This window comes from Planococcus donghaensis, from assembly GCF_001687665.2.
Lineage (GTDB): Bacteria > Bacillota > Bacilli > Bacillales_A > Planococcaceae > Planococcus > Planococcus donghaensis.
This window is the reverse complement of record NZ_CP016543.2, coordinates 1,106,935-1,132,372: the sequence shown is the minus strand read 5'-3', so window position 1 is coordinate 1,132,372 and position 25,438 is coordinate 1,106,935. Positions and strand designations below refer to the sequence as shown.

Sequence of the window (25,438 nt, the reverse complement as noted above, 5' to 3'; positions counted from 1 at the left end):
ATGCAAAAGATTGTTGCATAATTCAAGTCTTTTCGTTTAAAAAATCAAAATAATTTTGGAGTGAGCGTTTTGAAGCCGGAAGATATCGATTTATCACCGTTTTATAAATTTGCCGGAGAGCATGTAGCTATTGGAATTCACGCCATAGACACAAAAGGAAAGACCGTTTTATATAATAAGAAAATGCGAGAAATTGAAGGATTCGATTTCGAGGAACTTGCGGACCGTTCGCTGTTAGAATTGTTCCGGTTTGACCAACAAGAAAGCACAATGTTACAAGTGCTTCAAAGTAAAATCCCTGTTTTCAATGTCAAACAAACTTATTGGAACCGTAAAGGCCAAGAAATTACCACCATTAATGATACCTATCCGGTATTTGATAAAAATAAGTTGATTGGTGCAATCGAGTTATCGCGCGATGTCACAACTCTTGAAAAAGTCATTTATCAACCATTAAAAAAATACGACGAGCCCATTACCTTTTCAACCATATCTGCCGTATCGAAAAGCATGAAAAAAGTAATTGCTACTGCTGAAAAAGCAGCAATTGCAAATTTGCCGGTACTTCTAGTAGGTGAATCTGGTACTGGAAAAGAGTTGATTGCAGAAGCGATTCATTGGGCGCAATCTTCCGAAAGACCCATGCATACGCTTTATTGTCACGGAACCGACGGAACGATTATCGATCAACTTGGTGAAGACATCAAACAAATTAACGAAGGCACCATTTATTGTGAACGAATTGATTTGCTACCTCTGCCTTTGCAGGAACAGTTGCTAGAGATGGTAGAAGAACGTTCGCGTGGAAATACGTATTTTATCGCCAGTGTCGGTGAAGACCCAGTCGAATTAATCACGTCACATAAATTGCTGAAAGACCTTTACTATTTCTTTTCTTCTATGACGATAAAAGTGGCACCACTTCGTCTGCGTAAAGAAGACATTTTGCCATTTGTAAATGATTATTTTTCACGTCACCGAATGATGGTAGGATCTGTTGTCCATGGGCTAGACAAAGAAGTCACAGATTTGCTACATGACTATGACTGGCCCGGGAATTTAAAAGAACTGGAATTGCTATTAGATGAAATTACGTCCATGTTGACAACCCAAGAAATTGTTACAGCAGATATGTTACCGCATCATTTCATGCTGAAAAATCATTTGAACGGAGCACAAAAACCTGAAGATTTTATCGTTCAGTCTACTACGGAGTTATTGCCACTTGAGGAATATTTGTTTGAAGCTGAAATGTATTACTTGCAAAAAGCGATGGACTTGCATCATGGCAATGTCACAAAAGCAGCTGCTGCTCTTGGTATGAGTCGACAAAACCTTCAATACCGTTTACGAAAAATCAAAAAAAACGAAGCGCAGACATAATGTCTACGCTTCGTTTTTTGCTTTCTTACTGTCCAGAACGCTTGATCCACTCTTGCATTTTTTCTTTCAAAGAGTTGAATCCTTCAGAATCACTTTCGTTCACGTGTGACTGAAGAGATTGTTTTGGTTTTTCAGTTTTTTGAGCTGCTACTGGCTGCTCTTGAAGTGCGCGAATTGATAAGCTGATTTTTTTAGATTTTGTATCAACTTCCAATACTTTTACGTCAACTTCTTGTCCTACTTCCAAATACTCACTAACTTCTTTCACGTAACCGTGAGTGATTTCTGAAATGTGGACCAATCCTTGTGTTTGGTCGTCTAAAGCTACGAATGCGCCGTATGGCTGGATTCCTGTAACTTTTCCTGAAACCGTATCGCCTGTTTGGTATGTTTTTGTCATGTTTACCCGCTCCTAGTCATATCTAATTATCCTGTACACCTATTGGCATCTGTATATTATAGCACAACTATATGCCGAGAGTAAAATCAGTAATTATTCATGTTCGCCATTCGCCACCCCTTTTTGGTTTTCTCCATAAAGAAATGCTGTTGGAACAAGCCTTCATGCGAATTTAACTCATATTTAATTTCTATAGAACCATCATGTCCTGATGAAACGAATGGCGCAAAATGTGTTTTAAATGTTAGTTGAGCCAATTCGGAAAATGGTCGGAGATTATGCATTTCAAAAAAGGTTACAAATTCTTCATCTCCCATATCGAGTCCAAGCATCAATTGCTTTACCGTTGGAATATCTTGCTGTTCCACAGCTTTAAAAAAGACACCTGCTATTTCGCCCGGTTTAGCGTTTTCTAGATGCTTTTGTTCATGATCTACTGCAAACGCTTGATACAAATTTTCAACTCGTTGCACAAACTGCTGATTTGTGTCGAGTAAATCATAATCTTCGAAATGTCTGTAGTCGATCTGCCAAATTTGGTCTTTTTCCGTAACTAATAGTAAATCCATTCGTTCTTCAAATTCATCCATATTAACTTGTGGATAAATATAGACCTTTTCTTTTATACGCTGTCTGAATGATTCAGCAGACAATTCGACCCATCTCGCTTTTTCGGTAAGCTCAGGAATTGGTTGCCACTCTTGTACGTATGTTTCAAGTGTTGGTTTAAATGGACTATCTGCTAGTAAATACCATTGTGTTTTTGGATCTTTAATGAGATTGGCGTAATGATACATAAATAGCACATCTAAAGGTGGTACTCCTGCTAACAATTGCAAATCATAGCTCGTTTTAAATGAGTTGTATAAATCCTTTATTCGGCTATAGTTAAATTCTTTCATATCGACTAGCTCGTCTTCGATCGCTAAATTGCCATTGGGCAACTTATTCGCAAGCTCCCCTGACTTTTCCATATCGACAGCATCTGATAAATGATGAAATTCCAATTCATCATAAGATTTTGAAGCGGTCCAGTTGCTCGCTTCCATTTCTTTCAAAATCGGCAATATGATATACGCCATTGGATTGGATGACGCAATGCGATTCCAGGCATCTCGGTATTCCAGTTTTACAGTCCCGTTGTCGTCAAAGATCATCGTATTTTCACTCCCTTTTACGAGTTGCCAAAACATTTGCTGGTATGTAACATCCACCGCATCAAATAAAGAACTATCTATTCCTTCTTCTAACAAGGCTTGCTCCATTGCTAAGAGCTGTTCTGTTACTTGTTCTAGGCTCCATAAAAACCCACTATCATCCATATAAGGATCTCCAGCCAACCAACTTAAATATTGAAAAGCGTAAGGATCGCTGTTAATCAAGTTTTGTCCATAAAGTGGATTAACACTTCGTATGGCCCTGAACCGCTCTTTATTTGGATGGGGGATGATCATTAAATTGTATTCAGCTAAAGCTTTTGCAACGAGATGCACCTCTTCTGGGTAATTGTGAGATTGAGCTATTAGCTTTTCTGAAGACAACTGCTCCATGACGACAATTCCCTTTAGCTCAGATTGGTATTTGATAAGTAGTTCGTCTACATAGCCGCGCAACTCGTCTGTTTTCACTGAGTAATCTATTAAAAATTCTTCCGTTTCAGCAGCTAACATCGAATGACGAGATAAGGCCTCGACCATTCCTTGCGGCGTTTCAATTTTTCTAAACAGACGATTAACTGTCGCTTCCATCTCAAGAGGATTGTTTTTTAAGGAGTTAACTTTTTCCTTACTAAAAACAAGCTCCATTTCCTCATCAGCTCGTTCTACATAGTCGAGTTTTTCATATTGTTCAGCTGAAATCCCTAAACGGCCGGGGGATGTTTTTTTAATATCCTCGTATTGCTCTCGCCATTCTGCCAATTTTTCATCTGTAATTGTTTCCGGTTGCTGTTGCTCGGTTGATTTTCCAGAATCAATTGGCTGCTCGTTCATAGCAAAACTTACACCTACTACAGTGGCTAAAAAAAGAAATGCCGCCCCTAACATAAAGCTTGTTTTTTTTCGGACAGGCTGTGAAACGGGATTGGGTTTCGATTTTTCAGATGCCACTTCTATCGTGGAATTGTCACTCTCTTGCGCAAGTGGCACAGGTGGAGTAAACCGCTGATAAGATTTATCCAGCATTGAAAATCGTTGCTTTAACTGCAAATGGTCTAAGTTGAGTTTTTCTTGAAGGGTTTGCATACCTGCAGTGATCAACTCTTCTATTTCTTTTTCTGTTTTTGGTATGAGAATGCTCGTTGTTGGAAAGGAATTGGTATGGAAATAAGTAAACACGATAGCTATCCGTTGATCTGTTACTAGATTTTGTAGCTCCTTATGCAATTCAATGTCTTCTTCAAATCCCAGAACGTCGGGTTCTTCCCTGTTTGCAACTTGGGTTTTATGCAGAGATAGCCGTTCAACCATTAGTTGATACAATCGAACTGTTGCTTGGTTTTCGTCCATTTGATAAAGCTCTTTTTGAAATTGTTGTAGACAAAGGAGTTGAAAGTTCGGTAACTCTTTTAAAGGGACACCTAATTGAAAGGCAAGTCGCCCAAAAGTTGGTAATTGAGGCTCAATCCAGTTATTGAATGCAGCTCTATTTCCTTTTTTCGCCTTTTTATAATCATCTGTTACGAAAGACATACTGCCACTCCTTTTCGTCTGAATAATCTTTTTTCTTTGCCGTTACATTTAAATACGAATTTAGAAGAAGAACGTTTCAAAAATTGCTATTTTTTTTAGTGCTGCTCGTGTAAAATGAGGAAATCTACAAGAAATAGGAGTGATAACTTTGAAAAAACGTGACCAATGGAGCTCTAAGTTCGGTTTTATATTAGCGGCAGCAGGAAGTGCTATCGGCTTAGGAGCGATTTGGAAATTTCCATATGAAACCGGTGCCAATGGAGGCAGTGTCTTTATCTTGCTGTTTATCCTTAGCACAGTATTAATCGGCTTGCCTGTTTTACTTGCTGAATTTGTGATTGGTCGAAGAGGCCAGGCAGATGCAGTGACTGGACTCAAAAAACAAGCCCCGGAAAAACCTTGGTATTTAATTGGTTGGTCTGGATTTATCTTTTCATGTTTAATTTTGTCTTTTTACAGCGTTGTTGGAGGTTGGGTTCTATCCTACTTAGGCCGATCGATCCTGTTTCAACTATCGGGTTTACAAGACAGTGAATTTGCCGATTTGTTTGTCGGAATCATCACAAACCCATGGGAAGTACTCATTGCACAAGCTGCTTTCATGGGGCTAACAGTTTGGATTGTAACTGGAGGAATTAAAGGCGGTATCGAACGTGCTAGCAAAATTATGATGCCCGCTTTACTTATTTTCTTCGTTGTTTTAATGATTCGTTCGCTAACACTTGATGGTGCGATGGAAGGCGTACGTTTTATGTTTGTTCCTGACTGGTCTTACTTTAATTTTGAAACTGCATTAATTGCACTTGGTCAAGCATTCTTCTCGTTGAGCGTAGGTGTTGCGGGAATGATTACTTATGCTTCTTATTTATCAAAATCAGAAAACTTAACACGCTCTTCAGTCAGCGTAGTGTCGTTAAATATCGTGATTTCAATTATGGCCGGATTAATTATCTTCCCAGCAGTGTTCGCTTTAGGATATACACCTGACCAAGGCCCTGGATTGGTGTTTATCATTTTACCTGCTGTTTTTGATCAATTGTTTATGGGTCAATTTTTAATCATTATCTTCTTTATCTTATTGCTTTTTGCAACGTTGACTTCTTCCATTTCGATGTTGGAAATTGCCGTTTCTATTGGTGTTAAAAGTAAGTATGATCGTCGTCGTCGCATCGCGGTTATTTTCGGTATTATGATTTTCGTTGTTGGAATTCCAAGTGCTTTATCTTTCGGTGTGATGCCGCAAGAAGTTTTCTTCGGGATGACGTTCTTTGATCTCATGGACACCATAACAAGCAGAATTGGTTTACCACTTGGTGCCTTGTTTACTGCGATATTCGCAGGCTATGTATTAACAAAAGAAGATGCACACAACGAATTATCTCAGCAAAAAGTTTGGGTTGATGTTTGGCGCGTATTAGTGCGTTATGTAGCACCAGTTGCTATTATTGTTGTATTTATCCGTGGCTTAATCGCAATTTTTTAATCCAGCTTGCCCGACTAGCCTCTAATTTAAAGCTACCTTAATACTTCTCTACATGATAATATGTATTATAGAAGAAAGTTTCTTATGAGAAGGAGTGCATGAATATGAATAAAGAGTTACACGCACAATTAAAAGCGCTTCGCGAAGAACGTAACTTGTCATTAGACGAACTCGCATTAAAAACGCGCATAGGGATTGCTAGACTTCAAGCTTTCGAAAGCGGCGAAGAAGTTCCATCAACCCAGAACATTATGATCCTTTCTAATGCATTAGAAGTACCTGCATCTAATTTAGTGGACGGTTTGTAATTTTAGAAACTCAAACAAAAAAGAGCGTTCGGCAATATGTTGCCGAATGCTCTTTTTGTTTTAAATAATGTGTTTTGCTTTGAATTTAAGTGCGATTAATTTGTAGGAGATGTCTACACATTGTTCTAAAGGAATCCATTTTCCAAACGAATACTCATAATTCATCTGAATGGTTTTTGCGAGATCTGACGGATCATCTAAAACTTGCAATTGCGTAATTACATTGCCAATTTCCTGACCATACGACTCGGAACCTATAGCAAAAGGATCCCAATATTTCATGATTGTTATAGCTTTTCTGTTCATTTCATTTATATCCATTAGTTTCACCTAACATTTCTCTATCGTTAAAGGCTATAATAGCACATAAATTAAAATTCAAACTCCAACGTATTCTGGTTATCGTTGAAGAACTTCAATAGATTCGATAGTAACCTCTTCTACTGGTTTATCATTAACGGTTTCAACTGCAGCGATCGCGTCGACTACCTCCAACCCTTCAATTACTTGCCCAAACACAGTATGTCCTCCATCAAGCCAAGGCGTGCCCCCTTGTTCCAAGTAGGCATCTTGAAGTTCTTGTGGGTACTCCTTTTTAAACATGTCTTCTGTAACTTCTGGCGCTTGAACAATGAAAAACTGACTGCCATTTGTTCCAGGTCCAGCATTTGCCATAGACAAAGCACCTCGAATATTAACGAGATGATCGTTAAATTCATCTTCAAATGGTGCGCCATAAATACTTTCGCCACCACCGCCCGTGCCTGTTGGATCTCCTGTTTGCAGCATGAAGTTTTCAATAACCCGGTGGAACGTCAAGCCATCGTAATAGCCATCTTCAGCATGCGTCAAAAAGTTTTCAACCGTCTTTGGTGCAATCTCTGGAAATAATTTGATTTTCATCGTTCCCATTGAGGTGTTCAATTCGACTAGCGCTTCACCTTCAGCAACTTCTTCCGACAATTGCGGATAGCCATCTACCTCGACTTGATTGTTCTCGGTTGTTGTTTCCGTACTCGGTTCTGCTTGTTGGTCTGAACATGCTCCAAGTAAAAATGCCATAAAAATCGATACTATAATTGTTTTTTTCATCTTTTTCACCCCGCTTTATTTTAGCATAGAAATTGAAAACTAAAAATCAGCTTTTTTTGCTTGTTTCTCACTAACTTTTGCGCCTTTTTTCTGAATAAACCAATAGTTTTCATCGCTTTCTTCGTGTAACGAAGTAATATATAATAGGAACAAATGCTCCTTCCAGAAAGAAGGGTTCCATATGGATACACAGAAAAAGAATTTCTTTATTATTATGTTCACTAACTTCCTCGTTGCCGGCAGTACGACAATGATTATGCCATTCCTTTCTCTTTATATTGAATCGCTCGGCAATTTTTCGGATGAATACGTACAACGCTGGTCTGGGCTTGTGTTTGGTGTAACTTTTGTTGCGGCTTTAATCATGTCTCCAGTTTGGGGACGCATTGCCGACAAGTATGGCTTTAAGCCCATATTAATCATTAACGGCTTTGGTATTGCGACCAGTATTTTTTTGATGGGAACAGCTGATTCCGTTACAGAATTGTTTATGATTCGCTTATTTATGGGTTTGGTCACCGGATTTATCCCTACTTCTTTAGCTTTTGTTAGCTCACAAACTTCTAAAGAAACCGCAGGAAAAACACTTGGAACACTTCAGATGGGCAGTGTATCTGGCACATTATTTGGACCAGTTCTCGGTGGGTTGATGGCGGATGCTTTTGGATTTAAATATACATTTTTAATAACGGCAACCATAATTACTATTGCTGCATTGTTTGTGGTTTTTGGTTTACACGAGATCAAACGCGTTAAAGTAAAAGGCGCGCATGTATATGCTCCAAAAACGATTATTAATGGCATTTTAAATCACCGGTTAATGCTAAACGTAATGATTATCACAGCGCTAATTCAAATTGGGAACTTTAGCATACAACCTTTACTTTCACTTTATGTAGCAGAACTCACAGCCGGAACGGCGCAAGTAGCATTTCTTGCAGGGGTTACGTTTAGTGCCACCGGTGTAGGTAATTTATTGTTTGCCCGACGTTGGGGACGCTTAGGCGATTCGATTGGCTACGAAAAAGTACTGGGCTTATTGCTCGTTCTAGCATTTGTCTTTATCATCCCTCAAGCTTTTGTTACCGACCTTTGGCAATTGATTGTTTTGCGCTTATTCTTCGGTGTAGCGGTTGGCGGAATGATTCCAACAACCACTGCGTTAATGCGTCGTGAAGCACCGATTGAGATTCAGGGCGAAATTATGGGATATAATACGAGTTTCCGTTTTCTAGGGAACATCATCGGTCCTGTTTTCGGCGGTATTGTTAGTGGGTTTATCGGTATTTCGTCCGTCTTTATCGTGACAAGCATTTTATTTATCTTTGCTTTTGTCTTTCTTCGGGTAACACTTGCAAAACCACAGCAAGATTTTGAAGACGTATTGTTAGAACAAGAATTAAAGAATACGTAAAAATATAAATTGAATGGTAGACGTATCAAACTGTAGACAACTCGAATTGTCTACAGTTTTTTTATGCTTTTTTATGAAATCCGAAAAATTTTTTTAAACGGGTTTCTTCCTATTTCTAAAGTTTATAAAAAGTGCATGGAATCTGAGGGCATTAATTGATGAGCGGTGCAAATCCACTCGATTTACGTTATAATTTCTAATTAGAAACTCATCACGTATATGCTGGAAGGAGGATTCATTTGTCATTTGTGTTTTTAATCTTTTTACCTTTGCTTGCAGCCTTGTTTGTTCCGCTGTTATTTAAGAAAGTCGGAAAGATCCATACTGGCTGGTTTGTTTTAATTGTTCCTGTCGTTTTATTCAGTTACTACGTTTCATTACTTCCTACAACCATACATGGCGGTAATTTGGTGTCTGAATTCCAATGGATCCCTTCGCTTGATATCGCATTCATCGCGTATATCGATGGATTGAGCCTCTTGTTCACTTTACTGATTACAGGTATTGGTGCTTTAGTAGTGCTATATTCCATTTTTTATTTGGACAAACATCGTGAGCAATTACATAACTTTTACGTTTACTTGTTAATGTTCATGACGGCAATGCTTGGTATTGTCCAAAGTGACCACTTAATCACCCTTTATTTATTTTGGGAATTGACTTCGATTTCATCGTTCTTGTTGATTGGTTATTGGTATACCCGTGACCGCTCCCGTTTTGGTGCATTAAAATCTATGATGATTACCGTTTTTGGCGGATTGATGATGCTTGGGGGATTTGTATTACTAAGTATTATGGGTGGTACATATTCGATACGCGAATTAATACCGCAAGCGACTGAACTTGTGTCGCACGACTTCTTCCTTTGGGCGCTTGTCTTAGTGTTGTTTGGTGCGTTTACAAAATCAGCACAATTTCCGTTTTATATCTGGCTTCCAGATGCAATGGAAGCGCCTACTCCTGTTAGTGCCTATTTGCACTCTGCAACAATGGTTAAAGCCGGATTGTACTTAGTTGCACGATTGACTCCAATCTTTGCAATATCAGGTACATGGATGTGGCTAGTTACAGGAGTCGGGCTATTCACTATGTTCTGGGGTTCATTTTTTGCTTTAAAGCAAAAAGACTTAAAAGGAATCTTGGCATTTTCAACCGTTTCTCAATTGGGCTTGATCATGTCGTTACTTGGCACATCAGCTGCAGGTTATCACATCGATAATATTGCTGAAACAACGTTTAAATATGCTGGATTTGCCGCAATTTTTCACTTGATCAACCACGCCGTATTTAAAGGCAGTTTGTTTATGATTGCGGGTATCGTTGATCATGAAACTGGTACGCGAGACATTCGCAAACTCGGTGGATTGATGAGCTTGATGCCAATCAGTTTCACTGTCGCTGTGATTGGCGCATTTTCAATGGCAGGCTTGCCTCCGTTTGGTGGATTCTTGAGTAAGGAAATGTTTTTGACTGCGATGCTGTCATTAACAGAATTTGATTTGTTCTCTATGGACGTTTGGGGCATCTTATTCCCTGTTGTGGCATGGCTTGGCTCAATATTCACGTTTATTTATAGCTTCTATTTTGTGTTCCACACATTTGCTGGCGAACATAAACCAGATCAATTACCTAAACCGGCTCACGAAGCACCGATTGGGATGCTAGTTTCACCAGTATTCTTGGCACTTCTTGTTGTTGTAATTTTCTTTATCCCGAATCTTATTGGAGATTGGTTAGTTAAACCAGCAGTTTTAGCTATGCAACCTTTCTTGTATAGTTCACCTGAAGATATAAAAGTACATGTAGAAGCTTGGCATGGATTTAAACTTGAGTTCTTTATGACACTCGGTATTTTCGCGATCGGGTTCCTGATGTTTTGGACGTTGCGCAAATGGCAGAAGAGTTATGATCTTTTCCCAGATGCTATTTCGCTAAATGCACTTTACGATAATATGATGTTTTTGAGTGATACGGGTGCAAACCGTTTCTCTAGAATTTACATGACAGGCTTTATCCGTTCGTACTTGGTGTATATGTTTAGTTTTGTGGTCTTCATTGTTCTTGGAACTTTATTCTTAACCGATGCATTTGCCATTAATTTCACGAATCTTGCACCTATCGGTTTTTATGAAGTCGTAATTTTAATCGCTTTAGTTGGGTCCACATTTACGATTCTTTTCTCTAAATCTCGGCTTACGGGAATTATCGCTCTTGGGGCAGTCGGTTATTCAGTTGCATTATTCTTTGTGATTTTCCGTGCTCCTGATTTGGCTTTAACACAACTCGTGATTGAGACGATTTCTGTTGCTCTGTTCTTGCTGGCGTTTTATCATCTGCCACAGATCAGTCGAAAAGAAGAACGCATGCGCTTCCGATTTGGAAATGCACTTGTTGCAATAGGTGTTGGAACAACAATGACTTTGGTTGCTTTGTCTTCCCTATCCCAAAAAGCCATGCCTTCTATTTCCGAATTCTATAAAGAAACGGTTTATAAAGAAGCAGGCGGCGGAAATATCGTCAATGTTATTTTAGTAGATTACCGTGGATTTGATACATTGTTTGAAATCGCGGTATTAGGTATTGCCGGTATTGGCATTATCACAATGATCAAACTGCGCTTGACAAAAAAGGAGGATCAGCATGAGAACAAATGATGTAATGCTTCAAACGGCCACCAAAGTAGTGACCTTCATCATTTTGATGTTTGCTGTCCATATATTTTTTGCAGGACATTACACACCCGGTGGTGGCTTTGTCGGTGGGTTATTGACTACTAGTGCTATTGTGCTGTTGATGCTATCCTTTGATATTGCAACAGTGAAAAAGATATTGCCTATTAATTATGTGACCATGACAGCTATTGGTTTGTTGCTCGCTCTTGCTACAGCAGCTGGGGCAATAATCTTTGATGTTCCTTTTTTCACACACGCTTTTGGATATTTTGATTTACCGCTTTTCGGTAAAACTTCCCTGCATTCAGCAATGCTGTTTGACGCAGGAGTTTACTTGGTTGTTGTTGGGGTTACGATGACCATTATTCAAACGATTGGAGAGGATGAATAATGGAAATAATTATGTCCGTTGCCATTGGCTTTCTCTTTATGGCAGCTGTTTACTTAATGCTTTCAAAAAGTTTAATCCGGATCATTATTGGTACAGGCTTATTGAGTCACGGTGCTCACCTTTTACTTTTAACAATGGGTGGACTCGGGGGGAACTCGCCACCTGTTGTTTCTCACGGAGTGAGTGTCAGCGACTATGCAGACCCTCTTCCTCAAGCATTGATTTTGACAGCGATTGTCATTTCATTTGCTGTAACATCATTTTTCTTAGTGCTCGCCTACCGGTCTTATCAGGAGCTTGGTACCGACAATATGAATTTGCTGAGAGGTACTGAAGATTATGAGTAATTTACTTTTGTTCCCAATCATCATTCCTTTGTTTTTTGCTACCATCCTGATGATCTTTCCAAAAAACATAAAACTTCAGCGCGTGTTAGCTGTGGTCGGTACAGGATTTACTTTACTCTTTGCTCTTGTACTTTTAGCAAAAGTTAATGCAGATGGAGTTCAAGCGGTAACGCTTGGTAGCTGGCCAGCACCTTTTGGTATTTCCATGGTGTCGGATCCACTTTCTGCTTTACTAGTTGTCACAGCTTCATTGCTCGTTTTGTTTGTTATTTTTTATAGCATTCCAATAATTGGTGTGAAACGTGAGCAGTCGTTTTATTATCCAGGCATTCTGTTTCTAATGGTCGGAGTTAACGGTGCTTTTACAACGGGCGATATTTTCAACTTATTCGTTTTTGTTGAAGTGTTGTTAATGGCTTCTTATACGTTAATCGTTCATGGGGGCGAAAAACCACAACTACGGGAATCCATTAAATATTTGCTAGTAAATATCATTTCATCTGCTTTGTTTGTTGCCGCTGTTGCTTTTCTTTACTCGGTTACAGGTACATTGAATATGGCGGATTTGGCAGTAAAGATTCCGCAAATTGAAGAAACGGGTATTTTAACGGTTATTGCCGTTATGTTCCTCGTGGTTTTTGGTTTTAAAGCGGCCATCTTCCCTTTGTATTTCTGGTTGCCAGGTTCGTATTATGCACCGCCGATTCCGATACTAGCGCTGTTTGGGGCATTGCTGACAAAAGTCGGGGTTTATGCAATCATGCGTACATACACCTTGTTCTTTACGATGAATGTTGGATTTACTCATGAATTGCTAGGAATTATTGCGATTCTTACCATTTTGGCAGGTTGTGTTGGTGCTCTTGCATACTTTGATGTCAAAAAAATTATCATTTATAACATCATTATTGCAGTTGGCGTCATTTTATTTGGTGTCGCTCAACTAAATCAGCCAGGTATCGATGGATCTATAATGTACTTGATTCATGATATGATGATTAAAGCTGCTTTGTTTTTCTTAGTTGGAATTATTGCGGTACTTTTTGGGACAACAGATCTTCGCAAAATGGGTGGGTTGATCAAAACTTATCCGGTTTTAGGGTGGGTTTACTTATTAACTGCATTTGGTTTAGCTGGTATTCCTCCGCTAAGCGGATTTCCTGGAAAGTTACTTATTATTCAAGGCGGATTTGAAGGCCCACAGTTTTGGGGAAGTATCATCGTCTTAGCTACTAGCTTAGTTGTATTGCTTAGCGCTGTGCGAATCTTCATCTATGCTTTTTGGGGACAACCTGTCGAAACTGTTCCTTTACAGAAATCTACTTTCAATCAAATGTTTATTCCAACGGTCATCCTTGTTGCCATGACAGTGGTATTCGGGGTCGGCGCGGAACTCTTCATGCCCTTTATTTCAGGTGCAGGTGAAGTGCTGCTGAATCCATCCATCTATATTGATGCGGTCTTAAAGGAGTAGGTGACATATGGCTTTACAAATTTTATTAAATTTCTTCTTGGCCTTTGTCTGGATGTTCATGACTGTTTCCTTTAGCCCATCAGGATTCGCGATTGGCTTTCTCGTTGGCCTTGGTATCATTATTTTAATGCGCCGGTTTTTTTCATACCGGCTTTATACGTCAAGAGGATGGGCAGTTGTCTCGCTGTTTTTCTTGTTTTTAAAAGAACTCTTCAAGTCGAGTATGCAAGTTTTGTTTATCGTGATTAAACCGAACATGAAGTTAAAGCCAGCTATATTCGAATTAGAAACTGAGTTAAAAGAAGACTGGGAAATTACTTTGTTATCGGCGTTGATCACGTTAACGCCAGGAACACTTGTTGTCGGTATTTCTGATGACCAAAAAAGACTTTACATTCACGCGCTCGATTTTGATGATATTGAAGATGCCGTCAATTCGATAAAAGATACATTCGAACGTGCGATTTTGGAGGTGAGCCGCCCATGATGACGTTTTACTGGGTTTCGCTAATTCTTGTTAGCTTAGGCTTCACGGGACTTCTTTTCCGACTTGTTAAAGGACCAACAATTGCAGACCGTGTCGTAGCACTTGATGCTATCGGTATTTCTCTTGTTTCAATTATCGCGTTGTTGTCTTTAATCATCGAAACAGAATTCTTTTTAGAAGTCATCTTGCTGTTGAGCATCTTGTCCTTTATCGGAACAATTGCTTTTGCAAAATTCCTTGAGAGAGGAGAGATTTTCGATCGAAACAACCATAATTAACGTTTTAATCGTCGTATTAATGAGCACAGGGGTCATATTCAGCTTGGTTACGGCTCTTGGACTTATTCGCTTGCCAGACGTTTATACACGCACACACGCGGCTTCTAAGAGCTCTACGCTTGGTGTGCTTTGTGTATTGCTCGCTGCCTTTATCCACTTCTGGTTAATAGAAGGCATATTCAATACACAGCTCATTATCGCCATTGCGTTCTTGTTTATTACTGCTCCTGTAGGTGGACATTTGATCGGACGGGCTGCATATATGTCCGGTATCAGTGTTGCTGACGAAACGGTGCGTGATGACATGGAAGTGGCCATCAAAAATCAAAAGAACGAACTGTTAAATAACAAAACACCTGAAGAATGAAAAATAGCCAGTGAAAAGTAATTACTTTTCACTGGCTATTTTCATTTATATTTTTATTGCTCGTCTGCCATTTTTTCAACTAACATAGCAAGCGTGCGTACCATTGCGCCAGTACCACCTTTTGGTCCAAGATCATGGGCACTGTCAGCATCAGATGTTCCGGCGATATCTAAATGAATCCACGGGGTGTCTCCTGCAAATTCCCCAACAAATCCACCGCCAAAAATCATATGACCGTCGCGTCCCGGTGAGTTGTTTAAATCCGCTACATTGCTTGTGCGAATTCGTTTTTTGTCACTTTCTGTTAGCGGCAAGCGCCATACAAACTCGCCGCTTTCCATTGAGGCTTCTAAGAAAGTTTCAAAAAAGGCTTCGTTGTTTGTTAGAGCACCTGTTTTGTCTTTTCCTAACGCAACAATGACTCCACCTGTTAACGTCGCTACATCAACAATTTTTGTAGCTCCTAGTTGTTTTGCATAGCTAACAGAATCCGCTAATACTAAACGACCTTCCGCATCGGTATTTAGAATTTCAATCGTTTTACCACTCATTGAAGTAATAACATCATCCGGTTTAAAAGCATTTCCAGAAATCATATTGTCTGTTGAAGCAATTACTGCAATAACGTTTTGTTTTGGTTGAAGTTCACCAATGATTTTCATAGCGCCTAGTACTGCCGCAGCACCGCCCATATCGCCTTTCATCCCTACAATGCCGTCTTTCGGCTTGATTGAGTAACCACCAGTATCAAAGGTTATTCCTTTTCCAACAAGCGCTAATGGGTCTTCAAAGCCTTCTGTCGCTTTGTATTTCAAGACAATCAGACGCGGTTCTTCAGTAGAGCCTTGGTTAACAGCAAGAATCGCTCCCATGCCGAGCTCTTCTAGTTCTGCTTTGCCTAAAATATCTGTTTCAAAGCCATATGTTTCTCCAAGTTCTCTTGCGTATTCGCCCATTGCTGTGGCTGTTAAAATATTTGCTGGCATATTCACTAGTGTTCGTGCCTCATTAACAGACTGACCAAAAATGGCTCCTACTGTTGCAGCTGCTTCTACGTCTTCTTCTACTTCTTCTGCCAAAAAAGTTAATGTTTCTAATTTTACTTGTGTTTCATTCGATGTTGTTTTGTAATCATCAAAGCGATAGCCACCCAGAGTAACCGCTTCAGAAGCTAAATAAGCTACATCTTCACTGGTTATGGAATCGTTTTTAAATGACTCCATGTAAATCGCTGCGTGTTTTATTTTTTTCTTTGCTAGCTCTTTGCCCACTAATCCAAAGCAAGAACGAAGATCTTCTTCAGTCAATTTCTTCCGGTCGTTTAATCCAATAAACATGACGCGTGGAATCGCTCCAGAAAGTGTAGGATATGTAATCAACGATTTTAAATCAAATGATAAATCTTGCTTTGTCCAACTTTCCAATTTGCCATCAAACCGCTTTGCGAAATCGTCCCATCCTTTACTGTTCTCAGGATGACGGCTTAATCCGACCACGAGGATTTCTGCTTGACTGTCCTGTGAATGTTGTTGTAATTCGATTTGCATAAAACTCCTCCTTTTATATGTTCTTTTTAAGTGTAGCATTTAATCCGACATTCGAGTAGTTCGAGAGGCGAAGGAATAAAACAGTCCTGACATTTTGTTGTCTATGATATACTGGTAGAACATATTTAGACAGAAAGGCTGTGACACCACGTGGAAATTTTCTCTAACCTCCCTCTGATGATTGCGTTATTTGCAATTGTCTTTGCTCAATTTATCAAAATCCCTATTCAGTATGCTGTAACACGAGAACTAGACTGGAAGCTTTTTTCTTCAACTGGCGGCATGCCTAGTTCCCACTCAGCTGCAGTTACTTCTTTAACAACAGCGGTCGCATTTGAACACGGTGTTTCTTCTACGATTTTTGCCGTTTCTACAATGTTTGCTGTTATTACGATGTATGATGCTACGGGTGTCCGTTTTCAAGCAGGTCAACAAGCATTGACCATCAACAAAATGCGACAAGATATCTATATTTTCATGGAAGAAACAAGAAAATGGCCTCAAAAAAAAGAAGAAGAAAAAATTCAAGAACTTAAAACCTTACTCGGTCATAAACCAAGTGAAGTGTTTATGGGAGCTTTAACAGGCATTGCCATTTCCTTTATCGTATACGGCATCGTTATATAACCATCATTTTAACGTAAAAAAATCGCCAATCCGAATAACCGGATTGGCGATTTTTTAAAACATTTGATAACCCATTTTACGTAATATTTTCATAACAAAACCTGATGTGATCGCTCCTGCCCAACCAGCAAGCAAAACAGCAATGTCACTACCTGTCATCGATGTAATAGTATCTCCAAGCATGGCAAAAGACTCACTTGGATTGGTAAAATAATCAAAGACGCCTACATCATCCACAACCAATAAGATGACGACCGGATAAACGACAGCCATTAGCCAAGTCATCCGCAGTAACATATTTAATAAAAAACCAATTCCGAAGAACATAACATAAAAAAGCAACATCGAAATAATCAATTGCACAATCGTAAATGAACTGTTCATGAATTCTAACCTCCGTTATTCCTTTCATCAGTTTAACCGAAAAAACAAAGGCTTTCAATCCAACTGAACAGAATTCATGGCTTTGTCACTTATGCTACACCTTAGAAGGCAACTCCTTTGCAAAATTTCTACACACAAAAAAGCGAACGGAATTTTTCACTCCGTCCGCCATTATTAAACCGATTATTTTTTCCCTGAACCCGAACAGCAGGAGCACGTTTCTGAACCGCCCAGTCGCAATTGAAAATAGCCTTGTCCTGAACAATATGGGCAATTATTGACATTCTTATCCTTTTTAAACATTGTCATCTGAAACACCTCCTTCTATTCTTGTTTGTAATATTCTGATAATATAGCACGTCCTTATCCAGAGCGCAATAGATAAAGCTTGTATGTAAACGCTACCATCAAAATTTTCTTGATTTTTTACGTATAGCTGCTATTTTCTAAAGAATAATTTGTAATCTGAATAGCCAAAAACTGTTCCAGGGTCTACATGACTTATAGGTGATAGCCCGATTTCTAATGAATAAGAAGCCATTTCGACAAGCATTACAGAAGCTTCTTCGCTAGTAACTAATTCTGTAGGAGTTAACCAATCTGCTGAATACAACTCAGACAACTGTGCTACTACCGGTTGTTTCTCGTTTATTGCTTTCAATAAGAAAATCCCCATATTGTCACTAATTTTTTCTTGCAGAACGCCAGAACGAAACCCAATCAATTCGATGATTTCACAGTCAATGCCTGTTTCTTCTTTAACTTCTCTTAACGCTGCTTGGTCAATTGTTTCGTTGCCTTGTACAAAGCCCGCTGGCAGTGACCATTTCCCATGCAAACCGCCATATCTTTTTTTAACGACGAGCCACTCGCCTTTTGAATTTATAACGAGACCGGCTGCACCAAGCCACACATTTCCACGTTTATGAGTTGTCACAAACATCCCTCTTTCTACTAAAAGTCTTTAATCAAAACACACTAAAATTACAAAAAAAGCTCCCCGCAAAGGGAGCTTTTGATTGTTTGGTTTATAAAACGTTGAATTTACCTTTTTTCATCACCAGCATAGGTCCGCCAATCATGAACAATGCACGGTTATCAATCATTTTCTTCATGAAAGAAGCGCGTTTGCCTGTTACTTTTTTGCCAAACACTACACCGATTGCATCGTCTTCACCAAGTGAACAAACCGTTCCTTTTAAGTCAGGAACAAATTCAACTGTTGTGTCATTACTCATTAGTGCTTTTAAGTTTTTCGCCACTACTTCACCTTGCTGCATAGCGATCTGTGCAGTTGGTGGGTACGGACGATTTGTTTCTTCGTTGATCATCAATGCACAGTCACCAATGACAAATACATCATCAAAACCTGGAGCACGAAGATCTTTTTCAACTTTTACGCGAGCACGCATGTTTTCAATAGCAGTAGCTTCAATTAATTTGTTGCCGCGAATACCTGCAGCCCAAACAACTGTGCCGGCTTTGATGAATTCAAATTCATCGTCGCCTTTTTTGATTTTAACGCCTTCTGGAGTTGCTTCAACAACTGGCGTACCAATTGAGAATTCAATACCTTTAGACTCTAAATGACCCACTGCATAGTTTACTAGTTCTGGATCAAATCCTGGCAATACCATTGGTGCCGCTTCTACACATACAACACGTACTTTTTCACGAGGTACATCGTACTCTTTACAAAGTTCAGGTACACGGTTAGCTAATTCTCCTAAGAATTCGATACCCGTAAATCCAGCTCCGCCAACGATAATCGTTAAACGACTGTCGTCTTTAACTGGCTCTGCTGACCACGTTGCAAATTGGAACTCAATATGCTCTCGGATATAACGTGCAGCTTTTACGTTAGCAATTGACAATGCATATTTATCAAGACCTTCAATTCCGAAAGTTTCCCCTTCGAAGCCAAGAGCGATGACAATATAGTCATATGTAAATTCGCCATTATCTGTTGTAACTTTTTTGCCAACTACATCAATTGCTTCAACAGTCGCTTGTACAAATTTTACTTTGACACTATCGATTACATCTTTAATGTCGTAGCGCACTTGTTCAGGAAGTAATGTACCTGCAGCTGCTTCGTGAAGCCATGTGCTTTCGTAATGGTATTCGTTTTTGTTAATCAATGTAACGTCTGCAGCATCTGTGCCCAGAACTTTTTGCAAGTTTACTACAGTAGTTAATCCACCGTAACCTGCACCTAATACTAATATTGACGGTCTTTTCAACACAATCGCAACCACCTTCAAGTCATTTTTTAATCGAATATCGTCAAAATGGAGCACCCTTGACGCACCGATAAACATCTATCCTCTATATTAGACCTATTACTGGATGATTTCAACCGAATAATACGTTTAACCTAGACTTATCCACAAGAAAAAAGCCGGTTTGTGACCGACTTTTAACAATTTTCAGGAGTACCTTCTTTTTTCGCTGTACGGAATGAGGTACCACAACCACATGATGCAATGGCATTTGGATTTTCAATCGTAAATCCGCCACCCATTAAAGACTGTTTATAATCGACTACCGTACCTTGAAGAATTGGTGCATCTTCTTTCGCAATTAAAATCGGAATGCCAAATTGCTCGTAACGATCATCTTCATCCGTTTTTTCTTTTTCAAACCCCATACCATATGTTAATCCACTACATCCGCCACCTTTAACGGCAACACGTAAATAGGAATCTTCTTCTTCGTTGTGACGCATCATTTCTTTAATCTGGAATGAGGCTGCTTCTGTAATTTCAACTACTTCTGTCAATCTGATCACCTTCCTCTAACTCTATCATAGCAATCATTTCTATCATTGTTCAAGTTGTTGACCTTAAATTAACGTGTTATCAAGTAAATGTAAAAACTTCCGTGCTTTTCTATAGAAAAAGAGACCTCAAAAGGTCCCTTAGCATTAAAATACTTGTTCTACTTCTACGATTCCAGGAACTTCTTCTACTAACGCGCGTTCAATTCCTGCTTTTAATGTAATGGTCGAACTTGGGCAGCTTCCGCATGCTCCGAGTAGACGAAGTTTTACGATACCATCCTCTATATCAACAAGTTCACAGTCTCCCCCATCACGTAAAAGGAATGGACGTAATTTATCTAAGACTTCCATTACTTGATCTTCTAGCAAAGCTTCAGTCATTTATATCGACTCCTTTCATTATAATCATTATAATGTGATTAGCGGGAAAAAGCCACTAATGAATTTACAGGGGGTCCAAATTATGAAAAAGCCATTATCTATAGAAGTCTACGGAACCGATGTTATTTGCGCAAGTTGTGTTAATGCACCTTCATCAGTCGATACGTATGAGTGGTTAGAAGCCGCCATTTCAAGAAAATACAAAGGTCAACCATTTTCAATTACCTATATCGATATTGAGAAACCAATTGAGCTTGAACATCAAAAAGACTATGCACAACGTATTATGGACGATGAATTTTTCTACCCGTTAGTTTTAGTTGAAGGTGAAGTTGTAGGAGAGGGCTATGTGCAGTTAAAACCTGTTTACCGGGAACTTGAAAAACACGGTTTTTCAGAAGTCGAATAAAAAATGAGTAAAGGTTTTGGAATAGACATATTCCAAAACCTTTTTCTTTAGCTATTTACTCACTTTCATCAAAAAACTGTAGACAACTCGAACCAATCAAGTTTGCCTACAGTCAATATGCTTTTATTAGCCGTTATGCCATTTGTACATCCATAGTACACCCGATTTCATCAAGCGTGCAATGCGGCCTGTCACTGTACGATCTGCTAAATAAGCAAATCCTTGCTTTTTACCTAACGAGCCAAGGAATCCTTTTAATTTGATTTCAGGCATCGTTTCAGGCAATGGTTCTTCTTTCCAAATTGCTTTTAATACTTTAACGATTTGCTCTGCTTGTTCTTCTGCTAATTGAGCAGAAGGCGCCATAGGCAATGCAGCACAATCACCTACTACATAAACATGCTCATCATTCGGCAATTGATGATATTGGTTGATAACTACTCGACCAGTTCCGTCACAGTCCAGACCTAAATCACGCACGGGTTTGACAGGCTGGATGCCAGCAGTCCATACAACTGCATCTACTGGGATCGTTTCTTCGTGATTGTAAAGCATATTCGGTTCAACTTGAGTAATATTTGAGTTTGACACCACGTCAACGTTATGGTTTTCAAACCAATTTTTCACAAAATTACTCAAACGCTCAGGGAAATCACGTAAGATTCGAGGGCTACGATCAAACAATTTAATGTTTAAGTCTTTTCGACTTTCACGCAATTCACTAGCCAACTCAATCCCACTTAATCCGGCTCCTACGACACCTACTACTGCGCCTGCAGGCAAACCAAGCAAGGCTTGGTATGTAGCACGAGATTTACCAATCGTTTGAATACTGTAGGTAAACTCATCGGCTCCTGGTACGTTATGATATTTATCTTCGCAACCTAACCCAATCACTAAATCATCGTATGCAATACGATCACCATTTTCCATGAAAATGCATTTTTCTTGAAGACCGATTTCTAATATTTCACCATTAACAAGCGTTAAACGCTCATGCTCTGGAAAAGGGACACGGACATCTTGGTCCGACTCTGTACCAGCTGCTAAAGCATAAAATTCCGTCTTCATGCTGTGGAAAGGGGTACGGTCAATTAGAATGATTTCGGTATCTTGTGGTAAGCTGGTTGGCAATAAGCGAAGCAAAATTCGCATGTTGCCGTAACCGCCTCCAAGTAAGACTAGTTTTCGCATAAAAATCTCCTTTAAATTTCGTCTGTCTGATCAATTTCTCACATATGAGTATAGCTGATTGTGATAACTTTCACAATGCTTTCGCTAGAAATCAATTAATTGACTCTAGTCGCTAAAAAAGGTAGGATTTCGTTGTAGCGAGGTGACTTAGAATGAAACCAATTGTAGAATTTTGTATTAGTAATATTGCGAATGGCGCGCAAGGTTCTTTTGAAAAACTCGAACGAGATCCAAATCTCGATGTTTTGGAATATGGCTGTTTAAGCTATTGCACAAAATGTTCCGAGTCTTTATATGCCTTGGTCAATGGCGAAATCGTAGAGGCCGAATCTCCAGATGAATTGACTAAAAAAGTCTATGAATTCATAGATGAAAACCCACTATTTTAAACCGTTCCTGGTTTTTAATGCTTCACAAATGTGTTATTACACAATGCACCGTAGCCCAGCAAAGCGACTTCGCGTCACTTTACTGGGCTTTTTCTTTAAATTTTCCAGTAACTAAGATTTTCAATCGCATAAGTAGGTGGCTGCTCTTTTCTCACTACCGTGTCAGTACTACTCACCCCAGTATTGACGTGAATCGTATCGATTCCAAAACGAAGTCCTGCTTGAATATCGGTATCGTAATTATCTCCAATCATTACCATTTCACTTTTTTCAAGTCCAGATTCATGCTGTATCGCTTCTAACATATGGATTTCTGGTTTGCCGATAAAAACTGGCTCTATTCCAGTTGATGCGGATACAAGAGTCGTGATTGCTCCATTGCCTGGTAAAAATCCCTTTTCAGATGGAAAAGCTAAGTCTTTATTGGTAGATAGAAAAACAGCGCCTTTGCGAATCTCTAAGCAAGCAGTTGCGAGTTTGTCGTATGTAAGGCTTCGGTCAAGTCCTATTAATACGATATCTGCCTCTTCTTCCACTCGCTCAAGCCCTTCTTGACACAAAGCTTGATCTAATCCATCCGAACCTACCATATAAACTGTTTTTCCGGGGTACCAACGTTTGATGTATTTAGCAGCTGCAATTGCAGAAGACATGATACGATCTTTTTTAGCTACAATTCCAAATCCAGCTAGTTTCTCTTGTAATTGCTGTTGGGTTTTCGAAGCATTGTTAGTAATATAATAAGGTTCGATGTCTTGTTGCTGTAGACGTTCTACAAACTCCGCAGCCTCTTCAACTGCTTCTGTTCCACGATAAACTGTTCCGTCTAAATCAAGGCAATATGCTCGGTACGTTTTTTTAGTTTCCATCGTTTGTCTCCGGGATAAATGCAGAAACTGGTCCAAGCTCATGAACCAAATAATGTTCAACTTTAGGCCCAAATGCTTTTAAAGATTCGATGTTTTTATCTAAAGCTTCCACCACCGCTTGCTGATCAACTTTCATAAATTCACGAACTAACATTTTTCGCAAGGCAATTACTTGTTTAAGTGGTTGGTCCATTTCTTTCGTAATTACTTTTTCATCCACTAGTATATCTATAATGTCATCATAACTTCCCGGATCACGCATAATAAAGCCATCAATCATTGAATTGCCGACATCGATAATCGACTCGATAATATTTGCACCAATACGCTCTAGCGCGAGCTGCTCGCCAAACGATGTCCATTGTTGCTGTGCCTCGTAAAACTCCAATAACGAGTTCATATACTGAATTGTTTCAGTGATTTTGTTGCGATCAATAAAATACATAAAAATACCCTCCAATAGGCGTTTGAAAATCTATCTTTTCTTTCTTTATCATATCATATTGGATAAAAAAAACCCTCTAGCGGATTATTCATCCGCTTCGAGAGTTTGCTGTTCCACTTCTTCCGTCGGTGGTGTGGCTTTACCAACTTTTTTTATAACAAAATAAGCGCAACCAAAATTGCAGTATTCGTAAAGATAGTCCTGCAAGGTACTAATTTTTGTATCATACGTTGCCTTATGGTTTGTATCTTCAAAAAAGCCTTTTAACCGTAATTGTCCATAGCCCCAGTCACCTAATATATAATCATATTTCGATAAAATTTCGCTATAACGGGTAGTGATAGCCTCTTCTTTAAAGCCTTCCCGGTGGTCAATTAGTATATCGTATTGCCATTGATCCAATGTAATCATTTTCTTCACCATCCATTAGCTGTTTATAGCAGCTGCTTGTATATCGCCGAGACGCTGACGCTCTTTAGCAGCTGCATTGACTTGCTCATCCGCATGGTAGCTGCTACGAACCAACGGACCTGCCTGGCAATGCGAAAATCCTTTAGTCATCGCAATTTCCCACAACTCCTTGAATTCTTTCGGCGAATAATATTTTTGTACACTTAAGTGTTTTTTCGATGGTTGTAAATACTGACCGATCGTCATGATATCAACATCGTTCGCACGTAAGTCATCCATCACTTCGATAATTTCTTCTTTTGTTTCACCCAATCCAATCATCAATGAAGATTTTGTTGGAATTTCGGGATGCATTTCTTTTGAACGTTTTAATAGTTCAAGTGAGCGGTCATATTTAGCGCGAGCACGAACTCTTGGCGTCAGGCGACGCACCGTTTCGATATTGTGATTTAAAATATCTGGCTTGGCATCCATTAGTCGCTCTAGATTTTCATATACACCGCCCATATCAGACGGTAAAACTTCAATAGTCGTAAATGGATTTGCACGTTTGATCGCTCGGATGGTTTCAGCAAAAACTGCTGAACCCCCGTCTTTTAAATCATCTCGTGCAACTGCTGTGATAACTGCATGTTTTAAATTCATCATTTTTACAGAGGCTGCAACACGTTCTGGTTCTTGTAGATCCAATTCATTTGGCAATCCAGTTTTGACTGCACAAAAACGACAAGCTCTTGTACAAACCGCTCCTAAAATCATAAACGTAGCAGTTCTTCGCGTTCCCCAACATTCATGGATATTTGGACATTTAGCTTCTTCGCAAACCGTATTCAAGTTGTTTTCTCGCATCATTTTTTTTAAATCTGTATAGTTTTCATTGGTGTTTAATTTTATTTTTAACCAATCAGGCTTTCTGAGATGTTCTTTTTTTTCTGACATGCACATCTTCCCCTGTCTATCTTATTTGAATTGGAATCTCATTCTATTCCAAATGTATCATAAAGGTGTGTTCCTCACAAGTTGCCATAGTGCCACAAATCCATAGAAAAACCCGGAAACGTTTCGTTTCCGGGCTAGTATCTTATACGTTATTTGCAGCGTTACCGTTACGTTTCTTTTTGCTGGTGTTAACTGCGTGAAAAATACTAGCAGCTAAACCGCCCCAAACTAAAACCATTCCGATAACCATGACTAAAATTGAACTCGCTGACATT

General features: G+C 39.2%; 31 protein-coding genes. 14 read left to right on the top strand and 17 right to left on the bottom strand.

Features of this window, described 5'->3' with window-relative positions:
- The first annotated feature begins 69 nt into the window (after positions 1-69).
- Complete coding sequence (locus tag BCM40_RS05610; RefSeq protein WP_065526780.1) at positions 70-1,383, top strand: sigma 54-interacting transcriptional regulator; 1,314 nt, start codon at positions 70-72, stop codon at positions 1,381-1,383.
- 25 nt (positions 1,384-1,408) lie between these two features.
- Here BCM40_RS05610 and yugI read toward each other — a convergent pair whose 3' ends face one another.
- Positions 1,409-1,783 (bottom strand): S1 domain-containing post-transcriptional regulator GSP13, encoded by a 375-nt coding sequence (yugI, locus tag BCM40_RS05605; RefSeq protein WP_008428249.1) that lies wholly within the window; start codon positions 1,781-1,783, stop codon positions 1,409-1,411.
- An 86-nt stretch (positions 1,784-1,869) separates the two neighbouring features.
- Positions 1,870-4,473 (bottom strand): hypothetical protein, encoded by a 2,604-nt coding sequence (locus BCM40_RS05600; RefSeq protein WP_065526781.1) that lies wholly within the window; start codon positions 4,471-4,473, stop codon positions 1,870-1,872.
- 148 nt (positions 4,474-4,621) lie between these two features.
- On the opposite strand from BCM40_RS05600, the gene BCM40_RS05595 reads away from it, so the two are divergent.
- Together BCM40_RS05595 and BCM40_RS05590 are read left to right on the top strand one after the other, a co-directional pair.
- A complete protein-coding gene (locus tag BCM40_RS05595; RefSeq protein WP_065526782.1) occupies positions 4,622-5,956 on the top strand; it encodes a sodium-dependent transporter in 1,335 nt (444 codons plus the stop codon).
- 104 nt (positions 5,957-6,060) lie between these two features.
- On the top strand, positions 6,061-6,264 hold the full coding sequence (locus BCM40_RS05590) for a helix-turn-helix domain-containing protein (RefSeq protein ID WP_065526783.1): 204 nt from the start codon (positions 6,061-6,063) through the stop codon (positions 6,262-6,264).
- 60 nt (positions 6,265-6,324) lie between these two features.
- Here BCM40_RS05590 and BCM40_RS05585 read toward each other — a convergent pair whose 3' ends face one another.
- Complete coding sequence (locus BCM40_RS05585) at positions 6,325-6,585, bottom strand: DUF1871 family protein (RefSeq protein WP_065526784.1); 261 nt, start codon at positions 6,583-6,585, stop codon at positions 6,325-6,327.
- Positions 6,586-6,663: 78 nt separating this feature from the next.
- Positions 6,664-7,356, bottom strand: a complete 693-nt coding sequence (locus BCM40_RS05580) for a peptidylprolyl isomerase (protein ID WP_065526785.1) — start codon at positions 7,354-7,356, stop codon at positions 6,664-6,666.
- 181 nt (positions 7,357-7,537) lie between these two features.
- Between BCM40_RS05580 and BCM40_RS05575 the strand changes: the two genes are divergently transcribed.
- The 8 genes from BCM40_RS05575 (at position 7,538) to mnhG (ending at position 14,786) form a co-directional block, all read left to right on the top strand.
- The gene (locus tag BCM40_RS05575) at positions 7,538-8,770 is read left to right on the top strand and encodes an MFS transporter (protein ID WP_065526786.1); all 1,233 of its coding nucleotides are present in this window, start codon (positions 7,538-7,540) and stop codon (positions 8,768-8,770) included.
- Between the two features lie 239 nt (positions 8,771-9,009).
- Positions 9,010-11,424 (top strand): Na+/H+ antiporter subunit A, encoded by a 2,415-nt coding sequence (locus BCM40_RS05570; protein ID WP_065526787.1) that lies wholly within the window; start codon positions 9,010-9,012, stop codon positions 11,422-11,424.
- Entirely contained in the window at positions 11,411-11,833 is a 423-nt protein-coding gene (locus tag BCM40_RS05565) for a Na(+)/H(+) antiporter subunit B (RefSeq protein WP_065526788.1), read from the top strand. Before BCM40_RS05570 ends, BCM40_RS05565 begins: the two co-directional genes overlap by 14 nt.
- A complete protein-coding gene (locus tag BCM40_RS05560; RefSeq protein WP_008428232.1) occupies positions 11,833-12,180 on the top strand; it encodes a Na(+)/H(+) antiporter subunit C in 348 nt (115 codons plus the stop codon). The genes BCM40_RS05565 and BCM40_RS05560 overlap by 1 nt, the downstream gene beginning before the upstream one ends.
- Positions 12,173-13,654, top strand: coding sequence for a Na+/H+ antiporter subunit D (locus BCM40_RS05555; protein WP_065526789.1), 1,482 nt, complete (start codon positions 12,173-12,175; stop codon positions 13,652-13,654). The genes BCM40_RS05560 and BCM40_RS05555 overlap by 8 nt, the downstream gene beginning before the upstream one ends.
- A gap of 7 nt (positions 13,655-13,661) precedes the next feature.
- The gene (locus tag BCM40_RS05550; protein ID WP_065526790.1) at positions 13,662-14,141 is read left to right on the top strand and encodes a Na+/H+ antiporter subunit E; all 480 of its coding nucleotides are present in this window, start codon (positions 13,662-13,664) and stop codon (positions 14,139-14,141) included.
- Positions 14,138-14,419, top strand: a complete 282-nt coding sequence (locus BCM40_RS05545) for a Na(+)/H(+) antiporter subunit F1 (RefSeq protein ID WP_065526791.1) — start codon at positions 14,138-14,140, stop codon at positions 14,417-14,419. The genes BCM40_RS05550 and BCM40_RS05545 overlap by 4 nt, the downstream gene beginning before the upstream one ends.
- 19 nt (positions 14,420-14,438) lie before the next feature.
- Positions 14,439-14,786, top strand: coding sequence for a monovalent cation/H(+) antiporter subunit G (gene mnhG / locus BCM40_RS05540; RefSeq protein ID WP_238323772.1), 348 nt, complete (start codon positions 14,439-14,441; stop codon positions 14,784-14,786).
- 53 nt (positions 14,787-14,839) lie between these two features.
- On the opposite strand, the gene BCM40_RS05535 is transcribed toward mnhG, so the two are convergent.
- Positions 14,840-16,333, bottom strand: a complete 1,494-nt coding sequence (locus BCM40_RS05535; protein WP_065526793.1) for a leucyl aminopeptidase — start codon at positions 16,331-16,333, stop codon at positions 14,840-14,842.
- Between the two features lie 150 nt (positions 16,334-16,483).
- Between BCM40_RS05535 and BCM40_RS05530 the strand changes: the two genes are divergently transcribed.
- Positions 16,484-16,960, top strand: a complete 477-nt coding sequence (locus tag BCM40_RS05530) for a divergent PAP2 family protein (RefSeq protein ID WP_065526794.1) — start codon at positions 16,484-16,486, stop codon at positions 16,958-16,960.
- A gap of 54 nt (positions 16,961-17,014) precedes the next feature.
- On the opposite strand, the gene BCM40_RS05525 is transcribed toward BCM40_RS05530, so the two are convergent.
- The 6 genes from BCM40_RS05525 to BCM40_RS05505 all read right to left on the bottom strand — a co-directional run bounded on the left by BCM40_RS05525 (position 17,015) and on the right by BCM40_RS05505 (position 20,507).
- Positions 17,015-17,344 carry a YuiB family protein gene (locus BCM40_RS05525; protein WP_065526795.1) on the bottom strand — a complete coding sequence of 110 codons (330 nt, stop codon included), beginning with the start codon at positions 17,342-17,344 and terminating at the stop codon, positions 17,015-17,017.
- Positions 17,345-17,527: 183 nt separating this feature from the next.
- The gene (locus BCM40_RS16470) at positions 17,528-17,653 is read right to left on the bottom strand and encodes a YuiA family protein (protein ID WP_158004627.1); all 126 of its coding nucleotides are present in this window, start codon (positions 17,651-17,653) and stop codon (positions 17,528-17,530) included.
- Positions 17,654-17,783: 130 nt separating this feature from the next.
- Entirely contained in the window at positions 17,784-18,281 is a 498-nt protein-coding gene (locus tag BCM40_RS05520) for an NUDIX domain-containing protein (RefSeq protein WP_065526796.1), read from the bottom strand.
- 91 nt (positions 18,282-18,372) lie between these two features.
- The gene (locus BCM40_RS05515) at positions 18,373-19,587 is read right to left on the bottom strand and encodes an NAD(P)/FAD-dependent oxidoreductase (protein WP_065527734.1); all 1,215 of its coding nucleotides are present in this window, start codon (positions 19,585-19,587) and stop codon (positions 18,373-18,375) included.
- Positions 19,588-19,763: 176 nt separating this feature from the next.
- Positions 19,764-20,126: a HesB/IscA family protein gene (locus BCM40_RS05510; protein WP_065526797.1), complete on the bottom strand. Its 363-nt coding sequence runs from the start codon at positions 20,124-20,126 to the stop codon at positions 19,764-19,766.
- A 144-nt stretch (positions 20,127-20,270) separates the two neighbouring features.
- Positions 20,271-20,507 carry a NifU family protein gene (locus tag BCM40_RS05505; protein ID WP_008429467.1) on the bottom strand — a complete coding sequence of 79 codons (237 nt, stop codon included), beginning with the start codon at positions 20,505-20,507 and terminating at the stop codon, positions 20,271-20,273.
- Between the two features lie 82 nt (positions 20,508-20,589).
- Here BCM40_RS05505 and BCM40_RS05500 point away from each other — a divergent pair, with 82 nt between their 5' ends.
- Positions 20,590-20,916 carry a YuzD family protein gene (locus tag BCM40_RS05500; protein ID WP_065526798.1) on the top strand — a complete coding sequence of 109 codons (327 nt, stop codon included), beginning with the start codon at positions 20,590-20,592 and terminating at the stop codon, positions 20,914-20,916.
- Between the two features lie 126 nt (positions 20,917-21,042).
- Here the strand turns inward: BCM40_RS05500 and BCM40_RS05495 are convergent, their stop codons facing one another.
- Positions 21,043-22,110 carry an NAD(P)/FAD-dependent oxidoreductase gene (locus tag BCM40_RS05495; RefSeq protein WP_065526799.1) on the bottom strand — a complete coding sequence of 356 codons (1,068 nt, stop codon included), beginning with the start codon at positions 22,108-22,110 and terminating at the stop codon, positions 21,043-21,045.
- A gap of 152 nt (positions 22,111-22,262) precedes the next feature.
- Here BCM40_RS05495 and BCM40_RS05490 point away from each other — a divergent pair, with 152 nt between their 5' ends.
- Positions 22,263-22,499, top strand: coding sequence for a YuzB family protein (locus tag BCM40_RS05490; RefSeq protein ID WP_065526800.1), 237 nt, complete (start codon positions 22,263-22,265; stop codon positions 22,497-22,499).
- A 95-nt stretch (positions 22,500-22,594) separates the two neighbouring features.
- On the opposite strand, the gene BCM40_RS05485 is transcribed toward BCM40_RS05490, so the two are convergent.
- The 5 genes from BCM40_RS05485 to BCM40_RS16380 all read right to left on the bottom strand — a co-directional run bounded on the left by BCM40_RS05485 (position 22,595) and on the right by BCM40_RS16380 (position 25,437).
- Positions 22,595-23,368, bottom strand: a complete 774-nt coding sequence (locus tag BCM40_RS05485) for a TIGR01457 family HAD-type hydrolase (RefSeq protein WP_065526801.1) — start codon at positions 23,366-23,368, stop codon at positions 22,595-22,597.
- Complete coding sequence (locus BCM40_RS05480) at positions 23,358-23,813, bottom strand: DUF86 domain-containing protein (RefSeq protein ID WP_065526802.1); 456 nt, start codon at positions 23,811-23,813, stop codon at positions 23,358-23,360. Before BCM40_RS05480 ends, BCM40_RS05485 begins: the two co-directional genes overlap by 11 nt.
- An 84-nt stretch (positions 23,814-23,897) precedes the next feature.
- Entirely contained in the window at positions 23,898-24,224 is a 327-nt protein-coding gene (locus BCM40_RS05475; RefSeq protein WP_065526803.1) for a YutD family protein, read from the bottom strand.
- A 15-nt stretch (positions 24,225-24,239) separates the two neighbouring features.
- Positions 24,240-25,163 (bottom strand): lipoyl synthase, encoded by a 924-nt coding sequence (gene lipA / locus BCM40_RS05470; protein WP_065526804.1) that lies wholly within the window; start codon positions 25,161-25,163, stop codon positions 24,240-24,242.
- A 142-nt stretch (positions 25,164-25,305) separates the two neighbouring features.
- The gene (locus BCM40_RS16380) at positions 25,306-25,437 is read right to left on the bottom strand and encodes a methionine/alanine import family NSS transporter small subunit (RefSeq protein WP_156851262.1); all 132 of its coding nucleotides are present in this window, start codon (positions 25,435-25,437) and stop codon (positions 25,306-25,308) included.
- Between the last annotated feature and the right edge of the window lies 1 nt (position 25,438).

What these genes read in the sequence shown, in the direction of transcription:
- yugI (WP_008428249.1), bottom strand. Translation starts at nt 1,783, where the DNA reads ATGACAAAAACATACCAAACAGGCGATACGGTTTCAGGAAAAGTTACA.
- BCM40_RS05600 (WP_065526781.1), bottom strand. Translation starts at nt 4,473, where the DNA reads ATGTCTTTCGTAACAGATGATTATAAAAAGGCGAAAAAAGGAAATAGA.
- BCM40_RS05590 (WP_065526783.1), top strand. Translation starts at nt 6,061, where the DNA reads ATGAATAAAGAGTTACACGCACAATTAAAAGCGCTTCGCGAAGAACGT.
- BCM40_RS05585 (WP_065526784.1), bottom strand. Translation starts at nt 6,585, where the DNA reads ATGGATATAAATGAAATGAACAGAAAAGCTATAACAATCATGAAATAT.
- BCM40_RS05580 (WP_065526785.1), bottom strand. Translation starts at nt 7,356, where the DNA reads ATGAAAAAAACAATTATAGTATCGATTTTTATGGCATTTTTACTTGGA.
- BCM40_RS05575 (WP_065526786.1), top strand. Translation starts at nt 7,538, where the DNA reads ATGGATACACAGAAAAAGAATTTCTTTATTATTATGTTCACTAACTTC.
- BCM40_RS05565 (WP_065526788.1), top strand. Translation starts at nt 11,411, where the DNA reads ATGAGAACAAATGATGTAATGCTTCAAACGGCCACCAAAGTAGTGACC.
- BCM40_RS05560 (WP_008428232.1), top strand. Translation starts at nt 11,833, where the DNA reads ATGGAAATAATTATGTCCGTTGCCATTGGCTTTCTCTTTATGGCAGCT.
- BCM40_RS05555 (WP_065526789.1), top strand. Translation starts at nt 12,173, where the DNA reads ATGAGTAATTTACTTTTGTTCCCAATCATCATTCCTTTGTTTTTTGCT.
- BCM40_RS05550 (WP_065526790.1), top strand. Translation starts at nt 13,662, where the DNA reads ATGGCTTTACAAATTTTATTAAATTTCTTCTTGGCCTTTGTCTGGATG.
- BCM40_RS05545 (WP_065526791.1), top strand. Translation starts at nt 14,138, where the DNA reads ATGATGACGTTTTACTGGGTTTCGCTAATTCTTGTTAGCTTAGGCTTC.
- mnhG (WP_238323772.1), top strand. Translation starts at nt 14,439, where the DNA reads ATGAGCACAGGGGTCATATTCAGCTTGGTTACGGCTCTTGGACTTATT.
- BCM40_RS05535 (WP_065526793.1), bottom strand. Translation starts at nt 16,333, where the DNA reads ATGCAAATCGAATTACAACAACATTCACAGGACAGTCAAGCAGAAATC.
- BCM40_RS05525 (WP_065526795.1), bottom strand. Translation starts at nt 17,344, where the DNA reads ATGAACAGTTCATTTACGATTGTGCAATTGATTATTTCGATGTTGCTT.
- BCM40_RS16470 (WP_158004627.1), bottom strand. Translation starts at nt 17,653, where the DNA reads ATGACAATGTTTAAAAAGGATAAGAATGTCAATAATTGCCCATATTGT.
- BCM40_RS05505 (WP_008429467.1), bottom strand. Translation starts at nt 20,507, where the DNA reads ATGACTGAAGCTTTGCTAGAAGATCAAGTAATGGAAGTCTTAGATAAA.
- BCM40_RS05500 (WP_065526798.1), top strand. Translation starts at nt 20,590, where the DNA reads ATGAAAAAGCCATTATCTATAGAAGTCTACGGAACCGATGTTATTTGC.
- BCM40_RS05495 (WP_065526799.1), bottom strand. Translation starts at nt 22,110, where the DNA reads ATGCGAAAACTAGTCTTACTTGGAGGCGGTTACGGCAACATGCGAATT.
- BCM40_RS05490 (WP_065526800.1), top strand. Translation starts at nt 22,263, where the DNA reads ATGAAACCAATTGTAGAATTTTGTATTAGTAATATTGCGAATGGCGCG.
- BCM40_RS05485 (WP_065526801.1), bottom strand. Translation starts at nt 23,368, where the DNA reads ATGGAAACTAAAAAAACGTACCGAGCATATTGCCTTGATTTAGACGGA.
- BCM40_RS05480 (WP_065526802.1), bottom strand. Translation starts at nt 23,813, where the DNA reads ATGTATTTTATTGATCGCAACAAAATCACTGAAACAATTCAGTATATG.
- BCM40_RS05475 (WP_065526803.1), bottom strand. Translation starts at nt 24,224, where the DNA reads ATGATTACATTGGATCAATGGCAATACGATATACTAATTGACCACCGG.
- lipA (WP_065526804.1), bottom strand. Translation starts at nt 25,163, where the DNA reads ATGTCAGAAAAAAAAGAACATCTCAGAAAGCCTGATTGGTTAAAAATA.
- BCM40_RS16380 (WP_156851262.1), bottom strand. Translation starts at nt 25,437, where the DNA reads ATGTCAGCGAGTTCAATTTTAGTCATGGTTATCGGAATGGTTTTAGTT.